A 17,563-nucleotide genomic window follows, 5' to 3' on the forward strand; every position below is an offset into this window, starting at 1 on the left:
GTTCATCCTGAGCCAGGATCAAACTCTCCATTGTATAGTTTTTTTTGCCGCATCGCTGCGGCTCGTTTCCTAGCCCTGTCAATCTTGTCCTCCGGTTTTGACACCGTCAGACTTTTTAATGTCGTTTCTCCAGTATTTCAATGAACTTTTACCACCTCTCTCGGCAGTATTGTAAGACTCTCGCCCCATCTCTTTTTCCCATTCCTTACAAACAGGAGTGCAAAGGTAAGAATAATTAAGTATTTCACAAGAGATGATACTGAGAAAACCTTTTCACTTAATTCAGTTTCACATAACTTGCTGAAATTGTGGAACAAATTCTTTGAATATTTTTCTCAGTTCCCAAAAAAGAAACCTAGAATCCTTTACCTGCTATTCAATAATTGACACATACCGTTGTTATGTGAAGTGTGACCTCGTCAGGATTCAAACCTGAAACCTCTTGAGCCGTAATCAAGTGCTCTATTCAATTGAGCTACGAAGCCATAATGGGGACACAAAAGTAGTTACGAAATTCGGATTTACAAAAACAAGTGCAATTGTTTTGGTGAGCAAAATCATTTCTTCAAAAAAACAATTAAGAATTATTAAGACAAAAAGAAACGCAAATCAAGTTTGATTTTATAATTTAGCCCGAATTTTAAATATAATACCCTTTTCATGAAAAGCATCTCATTAGTAATTTTACTTAATTTAATTATAGTAAATTCCCTTTTCGCACAAGAAAGAGAAAAAACACCTATTGGTGGAAGACCAGATATTAAAGGTGACCTCTTTTTAGAATTGGGTTTTAATACCTTAAACAACAAACCGAGTGAATTGAATACTGAGTTTTTTAAGTCTCGGTCATTCAATGTTTATTACCAATATCCAATCAATATTTTTGGTGTAAAGTCCGGATTTTCCTTCAACCCCGGAATAGGTATTGCTTCGGATAAATTTGCGTTTGAGAGAGGAAATAATTTATTTAACAATCCCGAGGTAGGTCCTAATTCCAGCGAATTGTTAGCGGTGTCTGAAGTATATGGAGATGATATTGTTCTAGGGGTAAATAATGTGGGTCTCAATTTTTTGGAAGTGCCTCTTGAATTCAGATACCACTTTAATAAAAATAATTATGACAAAAGTGTCAGGGTAGCGATTGGTGGAAAAGTGGGGTATTTATTCCAAGCCCAGACCAAAATTGCTTTTAGTGATTCGGATGGTCTGGAAAGGAAAATCAAGGACAGACAGGCTTTTGGTTTTAACCAGTTCAGATACGGCGTCCATGCCAGATTGGGATTTCCGGGATTTAACCTTTGGGGCTACTATGGACTAAACGAAGTATTCCAAAAAAATAAAGGACCTTTCAATACGCAAGCGACTCAGTTTAACTTTGGAGTTTCAATCGCCTTATTCTAAAAAACAAATTTTATTTATTCAAGGAAAAAAGGCCGGACATCCGGCCTTTTTTTATAAATAGGTATAGAAAGTACCGAAGCAAACTGAAAAGCCCAATAAGAACCCTCCAAAAATTTCAATCGGCGTATGGGCATTAAGGTAAAGTCTGGAGGAAGCTACCGAACCAGATAATATAATTCCTACCAACAAAAAATTGACAAGATTGAAAGCGGGATTTTTTAGCGCAATCACAATAATTATTCCCAGAAACCCTGCGATACCTGTCATGTGGGCACTGATTTTCCAAAAAAATGTGATACTTGTCAACAAAATGACACATATAGTGATGGAGGACAGAGCGAGGATAAATACCGGTTCAATCTCAAATTTTAAATAAAACAAATAGGTGGAAATTCCATAAAACAGACTGACTGTGGAAAACGGAAAAACCCTCTCATCTCTGTTCTCGAGATGTATTGATCCAATATTTCCAGTTAGTTTCATGGTCAATAGGCTCAATACGGGGATCACAAAAGTGGTTACAAAGACCATCATCAAAATAAACCACTGATTGTAATACTGAGATGCCGAAACTTCCGGAATACCGAACAATAAAAACACGAATATCAGCGTGGGAATTAACAACGGCTGAAAGGTATACGAAAGAAACAATGCTAATTTTTGTGCCACTTACAGTTCCTTTCTAAGTCGAGCAACGGGGATCTGTAATTGCTCCCTATATTTGGCAACAGTCCTCCTAGCAATATTATACCCTTTGTCATTCAATATTTTGACCAATTTATCATCCGAAAGTGGTCTTTTTTTACTTTCTCCATCCACCATAGTCTGTAACACACTTTTTACCTCTTTGTTGCTCACGTCTTCACCGGAATCGGTAGCAATACCTTCAGAGAAGAAATATTTCAGTGGAAAAATACCTACTTCAGTTTGAATTGACTTGCTGTTTGCCACACGGGAAACAGTTGAAATATCCATTTCGATCTTGTCTGCGATGTCTTTGAGGATCATCGGCTTCAGCTTCGTCTCCTCTCCATCTACAAAAAATTCTTCTTGGTAATCCAAAATCGCCTGCATGGTTCTAAGCAATGTTTGCTGTCGTTGCTTGATCGCATCAATAAACCAACGCGCGGCATCTAGTTTTTGCTTGACGAATGTGACGGTGTCTTTGAGTTTTTTATCCTTTTTATCGCTTTTATCATAGGCATCAAACATCTCTGAATACGACCTGCTTACCCTGAGTTCGGGTGCATTTTTAGAATTCAGGGATATTTCAAATTTGCCGTTGACATTGGTCAAAATAAAATCCGGAATGATATATTGGGTCTTGATCAGACCATCAGAAGTACCTCCCGGCTTGGGATTGAGCCTGGTAATCATGTTGACGGCATCTTTTATGTCCTCATCATTGAGATCAAGCTTTTTCTGAATTTTGGTGTAGTGCTTTTTTGTGAATTCGTCAAAGCACTCAATGATGATTTTAATGGAGTTTATGACATTAGGATCATCAGGATGCTCTTTTCTTTCCAATTGGATCAAGAGGCACTCCTGGAGATTCCTTGCTGCGATGCCCGCCGGGTCAAAACTCTGGATTTTTCTTAAAATTTCTTCAATCTCATCAAGGTCTGTTTCTATATTTTGTCCAAAAGCCAAATCATTGATAATGGCTTCTAGATCCCTTCTTATATAACCGTCGTTTTCAATACTGCCGATCAATTGTCTGCCGATGAGTTTCTGTCTTTCATTCAACTTCAAAAAACCCAATTGGGTGATCAACTGCTCGTGGAGTGAAGCACCTCCCGAAATCGGAATCTCCCTATCATCCTCATCAGGAGAATAATTGCCGTCTCCCTGCATTTTGTATCCACTGTAATCATCACTCAGGTAATCGTCGATGTTTACATCTTTGTCTTCAAACCCTGATTCTTCCTCGTAACTGTCTTCATATTCGTTTTCCTCAGATTCATTGCTATCCTCTTCTTTTCCTTCTTCCAGAGCCGGGTTGATTTCTAGCTCTTCCTCTACACGTGATTCCAATTCTGCAGTCGGCACCTGCAACAGCTTGATGAATTGGATCTGCTGTGGAGAAAGTTTTTGGGAAAGTACCTGACTTAAATGTAGTTTTTGCATACACTAATATATTTCTAAAGAATTTAAACTGAAGTCTAACCAAAAACGGTGTTTAGTATACTTTCATTATTTCAAATTTAGGAAATAAGAACAAATTATTGATAAAAAGCTTATTTAATCGTTTTTTTGCATTCCCTTTAATCAACGATCATTTGTTGGTTACATTTTCACAAAAACAATCTTCCATTTCTATGGCTTTCAATAAAAGAATTAAAGTAAAGAAACTTCTCGAAAATAACCTCATTGGTCAGGATGCTATACTAATGGGTTGGGTCAGAACCAAGAGAAGCAATAAAAATGTAACATTTATTGCCCTGAATGATGGCTCTTCTATCAATAACTTCCAAGTGGTGGCGGATCCGGCATTTATCAGTGAAGAAGTTCTAAAGAAAGTAACCACAGGAGCCTGTCTGAAAATTACCGGAAAAATTGTGGCCTCCCAAGGAGCAGGACAGCAGGCCGAATTGGCTGCTACCACCATTGAAATCCTCGGGGAAGCTGATGCCGAAACCTATCCACTTCAGCCAAAAAAACATTCTCTTGAATTTCTAAGAGAAATAGCCCACTTGAGAATCCGAACCAATACTTTTGGGGCTGTTTTCAGGATTAGGCACGCCTTGGCTTTTGCGGTACATAAATATTTCAATGACAAAGGCTTCTTTTATATCCATACACCGATCATTACCTCTTCAGACGCAGAAGGTGCGGGAGAGACTTTTAAGGTGACCATTTTGGATATGAAAAATCCTCCTTTGACGGATGAAGGGAAAATCAATTTCAAAGAGGATTTCTTTGAAAAGGAAACAAATCTGACGGTTTCCGGTCAACTTGAAGGTGAACTTGCCGCTATGGGTTTGGCAGAGATTTATACTTTTGGGCCAACATTCCGAGCTGAAAATTCCAATACAGCGCGGCATTTAGCTGAATTTTGGATGATCGAACCTGAGATGGCATTCTTTGATGCTCAGGACAATCAGGATTTGGCAGAAGATTTCCTGAAATATGTGATTTCTTATGCATTGGAAAACTGTAAAGATGATCTGGAATTTTTGGACAAAAGAGCCCTTGAAGAAGAAACTGCAAAAAAAGCGGATCAAAGGAGTGAAATGGGACTCATTGATAGACTCAGGTTTGTGGTTGAAAATGAATTTCAAAGAATCACATATACCGAAGCCATTGATATTCTAAAAAATTCAAACCACAATAAAAAGAAAAAATTTCAATACCTGATAGAATCGTGGGGGGTGGATCTGCAGTCTGAACATGAAAGGTACCTTGTCGAAAAGCATTTCAACAAGCCTGTAATCCTCACCGATTACCCAAAAGACATCAAGGCCTTTTACATGAGACAAAATGATGACGGCAAAACAGTGGCTGCCATGGACATTTTATTCCCCGGGATTGGAGAAATTGTGGGTGGTTCTCAAAGGGAAGAAAGACTTGAGTACTTGACAAAAAGGATGGAAGAAATGCATATACCCACCGAAGAGATGTGGTGGTATCTTGATACAAGAAGATTCGGATCAACCCCACATGCCGGCTTCGGACTCGGCTTTGAACGCTTGGTGCTTTTCGTCACAGGGATGGGAAATATCAGGGATGTCATTGCATTTCCAAGGACTCCCGGACATGCTGAATTTTAAGCAAAAAAAAGCCGCTGATGAAGCGGCTTTTTTTTATATGGTTTTTTCAACTTCAAGCATGACAGATGCTTCGCCTATATCGACTACTTTTATTCTCCTTGCCAGAGGAATACAAAGCAAACTAAAGAATATAGCCAAATATCCCACAAAATTAAAATTGAGCAATATTCCGCCTTCACCTTCTACTAAAATCAAACCGGCAATAAAAGAGGCAATACCTGCGGCCAATTGTTGAACGGCGGAATTGAAGCTTAGAAAACTGCCTCTGTTTTCGGGTTTTGCAGTACCGGTAATCAAGGCAGCTGCGGGAACCATTCTACCATTGGAAGTCACAAAAAACAGCGTAGAAATCATCAATACAAAAGGAATGGGTGTTTGCCCCAAATGGGTAATCAATCCAATCGGAATGATGTTCAAAGTCATAAAAACTGTAAAAACTTTAATCTTTCCATGGTTATCGGTCAACTTGCCAACCCAAGGAGAAGTAAATATGGTAAATAACCCACCCGCCATATAGATATAAGTCAGCTGGATTTCCGAAAAACCAACATTGGCAACCATGTACGGACTCAAAAACGGGATAATCATAAACTGACCAAACATCATCATAATCGTGAGAGAAATTGCCCTCATCTGATTGCTGTTTCCTGTCACCCGTCTGATAACCTGCATCGGGGTTGGCTTGATCTGATGACTCTCAAGATGGGCCGTAATGGAAGGAATGAATTTGAAAATCAATACCAATATGATCAGCGAAAGTCCGGTCAGAAAAATGAAGGGGGCGTGCCAGTTGGAAATGCTTGCTATAAACAAACCAAAAGGAACACCCACTACCGAAGCAACAGAAAATGCCGCCATGACCAAACCCATGGCTTTGCCCCGGCGGGAATCAGGAATTACATCCCCGATTATGGCCATGATCAGAGCGGAAGTAAGTCCACCAAAAACACCTGAAATAATACGGGAAATCAACAAAATGGAATAATTTGGAGAAAGAGCACAGGCTATTGTTCCAAGTAAAAAGCCCGAAAATACCCACAAAAGGATTGTTCTTCTGTCATATTTATCCAAAATAAAAGCACCTAGAAAGCTGCTTATTCCGGCGCTAAAGGTGTAAGAGGAAACAAGTAATCCAAATTCTCTTGGCGTAATTTCAAAAATCCGCATCAATTGCGGTCCAAGAGGCATCAAAATCATGAAATCCACTATATGGGTAAAATTGATAGCCGCAATGGTCCAAAGTATTAATTTTTCTTTATTCATGAGATTGAAAAGATTCTTAATGCAACCAATGCGATTTTGTTAAAGTTCTCATTTCGGGGAAAAAACTCAATCAATCCCAAGATTTAAATACGTCTCAGGAATGGCTTCAATTATATCCGAGGCAATCATTCCCCTTCTCTTATTTTTGGAAGCCAATTCCCCTGCAAGTCCGTGATGATAGACACCGCAAATGGCGGCATGAAGGGGGTTGTACCCTTGACCAAGGAAAGAAGTAATTATCCCTGTGAGGACGTCGCCTGCGCCTGCCGTGGCCATATATTTGGTCCCTGAGGAATTGAAATATTGAAAACCCTCCGGGCAAGAGATCGATGTATAAGCTCCTTTCAATATAAGATAAATTCCAAATTTTGAAGAAAATTCCCGCGCTTTATCAAGTCTATCAAAATGGTCCGTACTCGGACCTACCAACCTCTCGAATTCCTTGAGATGAGGAGTAAGGATACTGTTTAAAGGCAAAAGATCGAGCAAATGCTTATTTTTCGAAAGAAGATTTAAACCATCCGCATCAATAACAACAGGTTTTTTCGCTGATTTTAGAATCTTTTCCAAATAATAGGAATCAATTTCAACTCCCCAACCCGGACCGATTCCCACAGCATCGAATTGAGCCAAGCTATTGAAGTCTAGGTCAGCTGACACCATTACTTCAGGAGCACCGATCTGCAAAACAAACCTTTCCTCAAAAGGGGCGTGGACATGAACCAGTCCACTTCCGGTTCTTAATGCTGCCTTTGAACTAAGCAAAATCGCCCCCATCTTACCTTTGCTGCCCCCAATCAGGAGAATCCTTCCGAAGTCTCCTTTGTGACTGAAATTATTAAAGTGCTTATGAAAAAGTGGGATGTCCTGTCGTTGTAAGAAAAATCTATTTTGGCTAAAGGATTTCAAAAAAACAGAAGGAATACCAATTTCTAATATCTCAACTTTACCTGTATAATCTGCATGTTCCGGAATCAAAAGCCCCATTTTTGGAAATTGAAAAGAACAGGTAAAGTCCGCATGGAATGCTGTCCCTTCCAAAATACCATCAGATGGAATTCCGGAGGGCATGTCTATTGCGATTTTTTGGGATTTTGCCTGATTTAGTAAATTGATACATTCCAAATATTTACCGGAAAGTGGCCTGTTCACACCGACACCAAAGATTGCATCAACACAAATATTTTCCTGTACCTGATCATAATCAAAACCTTCATGACTTATGACCCTAACACCTATTGGTAGTTTTTTGAAGTTGATTTGATAATCATGGCTACAATTCATGAAATCTTCAAAAGTCACTACAGTCAAGCCATAGCCTTCCATTTCTAGTAATCTCGCGATAGCCAAACCATCTCCCCCATTATTTCCCGGTCCACAAAAAATGAAAATGCCTTTGTCGCAATCTTTAAAATGAATTTTAAACCAGTCCAAAAAAGAGGTTGCGGCCGATTCCATCAAATCCCAAGATGATATGCCCTTTGACTGAACAAAAGCCTTGTCCAATTCTGACACCCTACTTCCCTTAATGATTTCAAGCATTTTTTATCTCGACAATGTTTTGAAAATCCTGTTTTGGAATCCTTAAAAGAAGCAAAAACCCAAGACCAACAAAGAAAAACAAACCCAAAGCCAAAGAGCTGTTTCTCATATTTCCGGTAATCTGCTCTATGATTCCATATGAAAATGTACCCAAAACTATGGCAATTTTCTCTGTCACATCATAAAAGCTAAAGAATGAAGCATGTTGGGTTGTGTCTTTCGGAATTAACTTGGAATAGGTCGAGCGTGAAAGGGATTGTATTCCCCCCATTACCATCCCAACTACAAAAGCCAAGGCGTAAAACTGATATTCGTTGACTACATAATAGGCTGCACCGCATATCAAAACCCAAATAAACACCATGATCACCAGTGAAATTTTATTACCCAAAGCTTTGGACAAATAAGCGAACAGATAGCTCCCGCCTATGGCCACGATTTGAATGATCAATATGGTAATAATCAATTTGTCACCAGGCATACCAAGTTCTTTGTCTCCAAATGAGGCCGCCAGGTACATGACCGTCTGTACACCCATACTATAAAAAAAGAATGCAGCTAAGAACCTGTGCATCACTGTTGTTCTTTTCACAATTTTAAAAATTTTGTTTATTTCTTTATAGCCTTGCATGAAAAGGGCTTTTTTAACCTTTTTGTTGTATGGGTTATTCGGTAAATATCTAAATGGAATCTGTGCAAAACCTGCCCACCAAACCCCTGTAATCAAAAAAGACCACCTTGCAGCTTGACCCCCATCGGCCAATCCAAATGTTTCAGGTGATTGAATCATGAATAAATTTAAAACCAACAATATAACACTTCCGATATACCCGAGTGCAAAACCTCTCGCGCTTAAAAAGTCAAACTCATCCTCCTCTGCAATTTCCGGCAAAAAAGCATTATAGAATACAATACTTCCCGCAAAACCTATACTCGCAAGTACCGCACAGATTATTCCATATTCCAAATTGTCCCCGTCAAAAAAGAATAAACCCAAACAGGCTGCAGAACCCAAATAGGCAAAGATTTTCATAAACAATAATTTTTTTCCTCCATAATCAGCCATTCCTGAAAGAAAAGGTGAAATCACCGCAATTACCAAAAAGGAAAAAGAAATCGAATAGGAATACAAAACGGTATTCACAATGTTAAAACCAAAAAATGAGACCACATCCCCGAATTCTTCAGAGGTGGTCACACTATTAAAATAAACCGGAAAGATGGTTGAAGTTATCACCAAGCTATATACAGAATTGGCCCAGTCATACATTGCCCAAGCATTCTGCACATTCTTCTTTTGACCAATTTTCAAAACTTCCATTAAATAAAAGTAAAAAAGCTACCCCAATGGGATAGCTTTATAGTTTGAAATCAAAATTTGATTATTTCTCAACTTTACCTGTAGATGCGTATAATAATTTACGTGCATCCGCTTCTCTCAATTCAAACTGAATATCTGAGATTGGGCCCATTTTCACGTCCCTATCAGCCTTCATTGAAATGGTGATCTGATCTCTTTCAACTTCAGATAACTTATCTTTTTCTTGGTTGACCCAAAAAATAATATCTTTTGTATTGATCAAAACATCATTGGCCTGAACTCTTGGCTCTGTTCCGTATAATGCCGGTTTCTTAGGCTTTCCAACAAAGAGATAAGATATCAGCGTCTTTTTCTCCAGTTTTTGAAGTTGGGTTGCCTGAGGAAGTTTTTGCTCCACCAATATGTCCTGTTCCCTCAAAACTGTTGTAACCATGAAAAAGAACAAAAGCATGAAGATAATATCAGGCAATGCTGAAGTCGGGATATTTTCCGAGGTTTTGGTTTTTTTCTTAAACTTTCCCATATCAATTTGCTCCTATTTTATCCGGTTCAGCGATTGAAATCGCCAAAGGAAGACCTTCTTTACCTTTATCAATAAGCGCTTTTTCGGCAGGATTTTTTCCTGTCAATGCTCTGTATTGATCAGAAGTCAGTCCGACTCTTTCAGCATAAATTTCAAAATACGCTCTCTTTACTTGATCAAGTACCTCAAGGTACTTTTCATAACTAGTTCCTCTATTGGTCTTAATAGAAACAACAGCGCCACCACTCATTGGATGATCTGAAGATTTTGGATCTCGGTTAGCTCTTGCTTTTAATGACTGCGGTAAGCCATTAAATAAGGCGATAGCATCCGCATCCGGAGCCCCGAAATTCAAAAGAAAATCTTTGATATCCTCTGAAAGCAAATCTGTATTGTCGACATATTCACCTTCTACAAGAAGCTGATCATTCGCATTCACCAATATATTGAAGATGTTTCTTTCATTCAATTTGATATCAGGTGGCGGAACGTTTGGATCCTGCTTGGGAGGAAGGAGGTTTTGAATTCCTTTATCAGAGGCAATGGTAGTAGTGACCAGGAAGAAGATAAGCAACAGAAAAGCAATGTCCGCCATGGAACCTGCATTTACCTCTTGGGATGTTCTGTTTTTACTTTTGGCCATTATTTTACTGCTTTAGAGATTTCAGTTATCACAATCCCTGCCAAAGCAGCAATTGTCAAAATATAAGTCATAATCAATGTACCTCCGATAAATTTTGACATGCCTTCCGTAAGATTGAACGGATCAGCAGCAAACTTTGGAGTTACTTCTCCATCAGAAATGGTGAAGGCTATGAAGAACAAAACCAACAAAGCAACAAGTGCTAGGGCTGATTTTAGTAGACTTTTGGGATCATCGAGTGATTTTATCAAAGGCAATACAACTGCCGCCAACACTGCTACAATTACCAAAAGATCAGATACGTAAAGCATAATATCTATAGAATCCATATCTATTTTTTCTTTAAGTGTGGAATATTCACATGAACTAAGTTCAGGTGAAAATTATTTTGATAATTTATGCTTCACAAGAATATCAACCAATGAAATGGAAGCATCTTCCATGGCATTGACCAATGAATCAATCTTGGAAATCAGGTAGTTGTAGAACAACTGAAGGATAATCGCAACGATCAAACCTGCTACAGTTGTCAAAAGGGCGATTTTAATACCATTTGCAACAAGAGATGGAGAGATATCACCGGCAGCTTCGATCGCATCGAATGCACCGATCATACCGATTACAGTACCCATGAAACCCAACATCGGAGCCATAGAAATGAATAGTGAAATCCAAACCAAGCCTTTTTCTAATCGACCCATTTCAACTGATCCGTAGGCGATGATAGACTTTTCTACCATGTCAATTCCTTCGCTATATCTCATTAAACCTTGAGTAAAGATCGAAGCAACAGGGCCTTTGGTGTTTCTGGTAACATCTTTGGCAGCTTCAATTCCGCCTTGACCTAAAGCGTCCTCAACTTTAATCAAAAGCTTCTTGGTGTTTGTAGTAGAAAGGTTTAGAGTGATGATCCTTTCAATAGCAACAGCAAGACCTAGTATCAAACAGATCAATACCGGTGTCATGTAAAGGGGGTCACCTTCAATGAACTTTTCTTTGATAACTTGGTGGAAACTTTTTTCTTCAGTGATGATCTCGTCATCAACAATCACTGGAGCCGCTGCGGCTTCTTCCACAACTTCAGTAGTTTCAACTGCGGCAGAATCCTGAGCTTCTGCATCTTGAGCTTTCGTAGTCACCGGAAACATCAATATTCCGGAAAGCATGAACAAAGCGATTAACTTTTTCATAGAGTAGTTTTTAAAGAGAATTAAATTAAGGTTAAACGGTTTCTAAAGTAATAATGAGATTTTAAAGTTATCATTTTTTCATTTCAAATTGCAAAGGAAACTTTCATAAATTTTTTAAAAAGGACATAAGCATTCTTGAATCTGAAATTCCCGAAAGCTAAACCAAGGAAAATGAAAGGTTTAGAAAATTTATACAAAAGGACATAGATAGGAAATAAATGGAATGAAAACGGGATTTGAGGAATTTCTGAGATTAAATCCTTCGTAATTTTGGTTTAAATCAGGTATTTGCCTCTAATTTGGAAGGGACAAAAAAAGTATTCCGTCAGCTAAAAGAAGCAAAAAAAAAAGATAAGCCGATGACTTATCTTTTTTGCAGAGAGGAAGGGATTCGAACCCTCGATACCCTTTAGAGGTATACACACTTTCCAGGCGTGCTCCTTCAACCACTCGGACACCTCTCTATTTTGATCCTTTTCTGAATCGGAGTGCAAAGAAATAAATTAATCAGAGGCTATCCAAGCATATCTAGAAAAATAAGCTTCAATCTTGACAAGAACCAAGTCTTCATTTTTTAACAGACGGAAGTTGGAAGACGGAAGACGGAAGTTGGGGGCACTTGGAATTTAAATCAGGGAATCTGTAAAAAAGTCAGATGACTCATGACCGATGACGTATGTTGGGTTAAGTGGAAGTCGGAAGACGGAAGTTGGGGGCGCTTGAAGTTTAAGAGCAGGAATAAGTAAAGATGACCAGTGACCGATGACCGATGTTGGATGAATCGGGCTTATTGAATATAACTCAGGAAATGAATAGCTGGAGTTTTAATGAAATGGTAGTCTAAAGCTTTTTCCCTTAATTCGGCGCGGACATTTCCCCTGCTATGGGTAATACAAGTTTTCTCCTGACTTCGGCATCATCCGTTTCATTTCCCAAAAGGAACATCATCTTGGTAACGGCCGCTTCGGTGGTAATATCGCTGCCACTCAATACACCGATTCTTTTCAAATCCTTGCTTGTATGGTATCTTCCCTGAATGACCCTGCCACCGTTACATTGCGACACATTGAGGATGATGATTCCTTTTTTGACTGCTTTTTCCAAGGATTCAATAAACCACTTTTCACTTGGGCTATTGCCGGAACCATAAGTTTCTAATACTACTCCCCTCAATCCCTTGATGCTGAAACAGGAATCCAAGACTGCCGCTGTGATGCCGGGAAAAAGCTTGATGATGATCACATTGTTGTCCAGCTTGTTAAAAAACTTCAGTTTTTTGGTTTCCTCGTAAGGTCTGATCACTGCTAGGTTATAATCAATGATAATCCCTGCTTCTGCCAGGGCAGGATAGTTTTCAGATTCGTAAGCATCAAAATGAACGCTCTGCACCTTTTTGGATCGATTGCCTCTCAATAACATATGGTTGAAAAAAATACAGACTTCGGGTACCACCGGCTTTCCGTTTGATTTTGCGGAAGCGATCTCCAAGGCAGTCATCAGGTTTTCCCGGGCATCAGACCGCATCGCAGAAATCGGCAACTGCGCACCGGTAAATACTACAGGCTTGCTCAGTCCATTGAGCATATAACTCATCATCGAAGCAGAATACGCCATGGTATCTGTGCCATGCAAAATCACAAACCCATCATAGCTGTCATAATTTTCATAGATGATATAAGCCATGTCAAACCAATGCTGCATGCTGATATTGGAGGAATCAATCGGTTCAGGAAAGGAAATGACTGTAATGGCGATGTTCATATTGGTCAAGGTCGGGACCTTTTCCATAATCTGCCCAAAGTTGAAAGGGACCAAAGCGCCTGATTCGTCATAGGCCATGCCCAAAGTTCCTCCTGTATAAATAATGAGTACAGAAGAATGAACTGCATTTTTGGCCGCTGTATTGATCCTGATTATTTTATAATTCATAACTAAAAATGATGAAAAATTTTTCTTGAATTTTCTTCCGTGGTTGCCGAAACCTGCTCCAAAGTACTCATCGTCAAATCCCCTACCCGCTGCGCTATTAAAGGAATGTACTCCGTGGAGTTCCTTTTGCCCCGATGTGGCACAGGAGCAAGGTAAGGTCCGTCCGTTTCCAAAACCAGATGTTCCAAACCGATTTCCGGCAACACTTTGTCTAATCCTCCATTCTTGTAGGTTGATACCCCTCCTATCCCAAGCAAAAAACCCAACTCAATGATTTCCTTGGCTTGATCGACTGACCCTGTAAAACAATGGAAGATCCCTTTCAGGTCATCCGTTTTTTCTTCCCTGATGATGGCGATGGTCTCGTCCATGGATTCCCGGCAATGCAATATGATCGGCCATTTCATTTTCTTTGCCCATTGGATCTGGATTTTTAGCGCTTCCTTTTGCTGCTCAAAGAAAGTCTTGTCCCAATACAGGTCAAGTCCCGTCTCTCCTATTCCTGCAAACTCCCGCTTTCCGATCCATTCCTCCATAATATAGAGCTGCTTTTCAAATTCAGCGTTGACATCGCAGGGATGCAAGCCCATCATGGGGATACAGACACCTGGATTTTCCACCTCTGCCTCCAACATCACATCAATGGAATCCACATCGACATTTGGCATGTAGATTTTGTGTACGCCATTCTCCAAAGTCCTCCTTATCACTTCGTCCCTATCCGCATTATATTTGTCAGAATAGATATGGGCATGTGTATCTGTAAACTTCATCCGTATTTTCTCCCTTTCCAGTCTGTTTTTGAAGGCCAAAAATAATAAACTATTGTGGACCATGAGGTAAACAAATAATATATTTCAAAAAGGAACAAAGTGGCAATTTTTAATTTTTGACCTGTTTTGAGCGAGAATAAGTAAACAAATACGGATTGGATTGCCACTTTAATCAGCCAAACCGTGACTCCTTCAAAAGGATGTAAAAAACACAAATAAATAATACAGGGAAAAAATAAGACCTGCATAGCCAAAACAGCTCTCCAATACATCGGCAAATCCATTGCTCCATGCATCCACCTCTTTCTTTGGTCCAATAATCCTTTCAGATTTTGTTGAGGCAAAGTCTCCACGAGATTATCAGCTGAGACATGATGGATAGCTTTATATCCTTTCTTTTCGATGGCTTTGCCCATTTCAAAATCTTCTGTGAGGGAAAATGGAATGCCTTCAAATCCTCCCACAGAGTCATATGCCTTTTTTGAAATCAGCATGTTATTTCCCATAGAGGTCACCGAAATATCGAGGTCATTCATCACCTTGACCATCCCCAACGAAAGCCACCAATCGAAGGCTTGCATCTTTGAGAATGTAGCATCAGCACCGATATGCGTGATGCCGGTGACGATACCGGCATCAGCGTTTTTTTGAGTCAAAACCATGGATTTGACCCATTTTGATGGAACCGCACAATCTGCGTCCGTGAAAAGGTACATGTCTCCCCCCGCGGATTTAGCCATTTGGGAAAGGGCGTTCGCTTTGCCGTTCCTTCTCTTACCATCGCCTTCAACCACCTCCACCAATATGGAATTGGAATGGTTAACCACCCAAGAACTGAGGATTGCGGCTGTCCCGTCTGTGCTTCTGTCATTTCCAAAGACAAATTGGATCCTGTCTTTTGGGTAATCAAGTTTCTCTATGGAATCAAGACAACGCGGTAAGTTTTGAGCTTCATTCCTACAAGGAATCAATACACTGACTTTTGGAAAATCCGGTTTTTGGGCTTCGCCGTATTTTTCAAAATTCATCTGAAGCAAAACCACAAGCAAAAAATCCTGCAACAGCAATAAAAAAACCACTATTACCGCCAATCCATAAATCATAACAAGCCTGTTTGAAAGCCCTTGTCTATTATAAAATCCAGATAATCGGGCAATACCTTCTTAACAACCCTTTCTGTTTTTTGTTGGTCGTGAAAAAGTACGATTGATCCGTTTCGGCTGTACTGCATGGTTTTGGACAGGCATTTCTCCGCACTTTGATCCTGGTCATAATCTCCGGTCAAAACATCCCACATGACGATCTGATGATGTGCTAGTACAAGCTTTGATTGGCTTTTGCTGATCTTACCATAAGGAGGACGGAAATTTACCGGGCTTACATCAAGGGTATCCTGAAGGATCTTCTGGCACTTTTCAATATTTTCCAGATACAAGGCATCAGGATTTCGGTATCCGTCCAAATGGTTAAAAGTGTGGTTACCGATTCCGTTTCCTGCTTGGATTACTTCTTTGGCAAGGTTAGGATGCTTTTCGACATTTGCCCCGACCATAAAAAACGTGGCTTTCATATCTCTTTTTGAAAGCTCATTCAATACGAAATCCGTAATCCCCGGTACCGGACCATCATCAAAGGTCAGGTAAATCGTCTTTTCATCCCGGTTTTTGTTCCAGATAAATTTATCGAAAACTTTCGGGATCAAGGAGGGCACATGATGCATCCAGACCATTTTATTGCAATCTTAAGCTGAGCAGGGTAATGTCGTCCCTTTGCTCACCACCGGTGGAAAAAATTCTCAATTCCTCAAAAAACAGCTGATGAAACACACTTGGATCAAGGCAAAGGTGGCTTTTGACAAATTGATTGAAGCGGTCATCTCCATATTCCTTTTCATTCTTGTCAAAGCTTTCGGTCAAGCCATCCGTATAAAGATGAAGTGTAAAGCCTTTAAGATGGATTCTTTTGCCCACTTCCAGGAATGGCAATTCTTCAAATGCCCCAAGTACAGTCGTCCCTGCACCCAATGTCTCTGTTCTTTTTTCTCCCTCCCAACACAATACCGGAGGATTGTGCCCGGCATTGACGTAGGTCAGTTCCCTTTTTTTGTAATTGTAATAACCTAGAAAAAAAGTAATGAAGCGCTCCCCTTTGGTATTGTCAAAGATGGTATAATTCAACTGCTCCACGATCATCTTCAAATCTGAAGAACTCCTCAGTAAAGTCCTCAATGCTGCCTGGAAATTGGACATGAGCAAAGCCGCCGGCATGCCCTTGCCTGAGACATCGGCAATACAGAAAAAGACCTCTTCCTCGGATTTTTGGATCAGATCATAATAATCTCCGCCTACCGTAGAATGGGGAATGTAAGTCACTTTGGCTTTGAGCTTGTCAGTCTGTGGAAGGACTGCAGGAAAAAGCATCCGCTGCACATTGGATGCGATTTCCATTTCCTTATTGAGCCTTTCCTGCTCAAGTTGCCGCTTGGCAAAGCGCTTGTTTTCCAATGCCACCACCATGATATTGGTCAGGGCTTGGGTAAAATCAAGGTCTAAGTCCTCTTTTTCATCTTTCTTTTTGAGAAAAAGAATGGCAAGCATTTTCTCCTTGTGGAAAACAGGAAGGTAATTTTCAAGTTCAGCAAACGAGAAACCTTCCCCAACCTCAATATTCAATTCTCCGCTCGCTTTGTCAAAATTTATTTTTTCAGAAAGAATAGCATCAGGGACTTTGCTTTTGATCCCGTGGCTGATTTTTTTTTCAAAGTGGTCATGGTTTGACATGTACAAAAGAATAGACTTGATATTCAAATGCACCAAGCAGGTAAATTTGAATATATCAAAAAGCACAGCCGCAGACTTATTCTCATTGATTGCCTGGGTGATTTCCAAGAGTGCCTTGAGCTCAAGTTCCTTCTTTTGATATTTGACTAGTTGTACGGTCACGTCAGTTTTTTTAGAGGGCATTATGTTCCATAAGGCCTTTTTTGGTGGCGAGGTAAAATAAATCCTTTCCTTTTGCATCAAAATCCACCGTACCGAAAACCTCATCGTCAGGTGCAAAAAGACATCTGATATATCCTTTCGAATGGAGAGCTTTCAAGGTAACCAAAAGCCTTTGGTCTTCCCATCCCAAGGTTTCTTTCAGGTAACTAAAGGGCTGGACGAAATACAATTCATCCAGTAAATCAAACTCATTGTCAGTCATTTTA

Annotated in this window: 17 protein-coding genes and 2 tRNA genes; 2 read left to right on the top strand and 17 right to left on the bottom strand. The window is 39.8% G+C overall.

Annotated features, from left to right (window positions below; all coding sequences use genetic code 11):
- Window positions 1-411 precede the first annotated feature (411 nt).
- Window positions 412-485, bottom strand: a tRNA-Arg gene (locus tag MMU05_RS18030).
- Between the two features lie 175 nt (window positions 486-660).
- Here MMU05_RS18030 and MMU05_RS18035 point away from each other — a divergent pair.
- On the top strand, window positions 661-1,401 hold the full coding sequence (locus tag MMU05_RS18035) for a porin family protein (protein WP_241143075.1): 741 nt from the start codon (window positions 661-663) through the stop codon (window positions 1,399-1,401).
- Window positions 1,402-1,452: 51 nt separating this feature from the next.
- Here the strand turns inward: MMU05_RS18035 and MMU05_RS18040 are convergent, their stop codons facing one another.
- Window positions 1,453-2,070 carry a phosphatase PAP2 family protein gene (locus MMU05_RS18040; protein WP_241143076.1) on the bottom strand — a complete coding sequence of 206 codons (618 nt, stop codon included), beginning with the start codon at window positions 2,068-2,070 and terminating at the stop codon, window positions 1,453-1,455.
- Entirely contained in the window at window positions 2,071-3,528 is a 1,458-nt protein-coding gene (rpoN, locus tag MMU05_RS18045; protein ID WP_241143077.1) for an RNA polymerase factor sigma-54, read from the bottom strand. It lies immediately after the preceding gene.
- Between the two features lie 191 nt (window positions 3,529-3,719).
- On the opposite strand from rpoN, the gene asnS reads away from it, so the two are divergent.
- The gene (gene asnS, locus MMU05_RS18050) at window positions 3,720-5,171 is read left to right on the top strand and encodes an asparagine--tRNA ligase (RefSeq protein ID WP_241143078.1); all 1,452 of its coding nucleotides are present in this window, start codon (window positions 3,720-3,722) and stop codon (window positions 5,169-5,171) included.
- Between the two features lie 33 nt (window positions 5,172-5,204).
- On the opposite strand, the gene MMU05_RS18055 is transcribed toward asnS, so the two are convergent.
- From MMU05_RS18055 to MMU05_RS18120, 14 genes are all read right to left on the bottom strand, one after another.
- Window positions 5,205-6,434, bottom strand: a complete 1,230-nt coding sequence (locus MMU05_RS18055) for an MFS transporter (RefSeq protein ID WP_241143079.1) — start codon at window positions 6,432-6,434, stop codon at window positions 5,205-5,207.
- Window positions 6,435-6,500: 66 nt separating this feature from the next.
- Window positions 6,501-7,976: an NAD(P)H-hydrate dehydratase gene (locus MMU05_RS18060; protein ID WP_241143080.1), complete on the bottom strand. Its 1,476-nt coding sequence runs from the start codon at window positions 7,974-7,976 to the stop codon at window positions 6,501-6,503.
- Window positions 7,969-9,297: an MFS transporter gene (locus tag MMU05_RS18065; protein ID WP_241143081.1), complete on the bottom strand. Its 1,329-nt coding sequence runs from the start codon at window positions 9,295-9,297 to the stop codon at window positions 7,969-7,971. The genes MMU05_RS18060 and MMU05_RS18065 overlap by 8 nt, the downstream gene beginning before the upstream one ends.
- Window positions 9,298-9,358: 61 nt before the next feature.
- The gene (locus tag MMU05_RS18070; protein ID WP_241143082.1) at window positions 9,359-9,820 is read right to left on the bottom strand and encodes an ExbD/TolR family protein; all 462 of its coding nucleotides are present in this window, start codon (window positions 9,818-9,820) and stop codon (window positions 9,359-9,361) included.
- Between the two features lies 1 nt (window position 9,821).
- A complete protein-coding gene (locus tag MMU05_RS18075; protein ID WP_241143083.1) occupies window positions 9,822-10,463 on the bottom strand; it encodes an ExbD/TolR family protein in 642 nt (213 codons plus the stop codon).
- Complete coding sequence (locus MMU05_RS18080; RefSeq protein WP_241143084.1) at window positions 10,463-10,792, bottom strand: hypothetical protein; 330 nt, start codon at window positions 10,790-10,792, stop codon at window positions 10,463-10,465. The genes MMU05_RS18075 and MMU05_RS18080 overlap by 1 nt, the downstream gene beginning before the upstream one ends.
- A 54-nt stretch (window positions 10,793-10,846) precedes the next feature.
- Window positions 10,847-11,653, bottom strand: coding sequence for a MotA/TolQ/ExbB proton channel family protein (locus tag MMU05_RS18085; RefSeq protein ID WP_241143085.1), 807 nt, complete (start codon window positions 11,651-11,653; stop codon window positions 10,847-10,849).
- Window positions 11,654-12,029: 376 nt separating this feature from the next.
- Window positions 12,030-12,117: transfer RNA gene (locus MMU05_RS18090), tRNA-Ser, on the bottom strand.
- A gap of 391 nt (window positions 12,118-12,508) precedes the next feature.
- Entirely contained in the window at window positions 12,509-13,582 is a 1,074-nt protein-coding gene (locus MMU05_RS18095) for an asparaginase (RefSeq protein ID WP_241143086.1), read from the bottom strand.
- A 2-nt stretch (window positions 13,583-13,584) separates the two neighbouring features.
- Window positions 13,585-14,355, bottom strand: a complete 771-nt coding sequence (locus MMU05_RS18100) for a TatD family hydrolase (RefSeq protein ID WP_241143087.1) — start codon at window positions 14,353-14,355, stop codon at window positions 13,585-13,587.
- Window positions 14,352-15,458 (bottom strand): glycosyltransferase, encoded by a 1,107-nt coding sequence (locus MMU05_RS18105; RefSeq protein WP_241143088.1) that lies wholly within the window; start codon window positions 15,456-15,458, stop codon window positions 14,352-14,354. The genes MMU05_RS18100 and MMU05_RS18105 overlap by 4 nt, the downstream gene beginning before the upstream one ends.
- On the bottom strand, window positions 15,455-16,075 hold the full coding sequence (locus MMU05_RS18110; RefSeq protein WP_336246977.1) for a polysaccharide deacetylase family protein: 621 nt from the start codon (window positions 16,073-16,075) through the stop codon (window positions 15,455-15,457). The genes MMU05_RS18105 and MMU05_RS18110 overlap by 4 nt, the downstream gene beginning before the upstream one ends.
- Window positions 16,076-16,085: 10 nt before the next feature.
- Window positions 16,086-17,297, bottom strand: a complete 1,212-nt coding sequence (locus MMU05_RS18115) for a PP2C family protein-serine/threonine phosphatase (protein WP_241143090.1) — start codon at window positions 17,295-17,297, stop codon at window positions 16,086-16,088.
- A 10-nt stretch (window positions 17,298-17,307) separates the two neighbouring features.
- The gene (locus tag MMU05_RS18120) at window positions 17,308-17,559 is read right to left on the bottom strand and encodes a hypothetical protein (protein WP_241143091.1); all 252 of its coding nucleotides are present in this window, start codon (window positions 17,557-17,559) and stop codon (window positions 17,308-17,310) included.
- Window positions 17,560-17,563: the final 4 nt, after the last annotated feature.

Source organism: Cognataquiflexum rubidum (assembly GCF_022538115.1).
GTDB classification, from domain to species: Bacteria; Bacteroidota; Bacteroidia; order Cytophagales; family Cyclobacteriaceae; genus Cognataquiflexum; species Cognataquiflexum rubidum.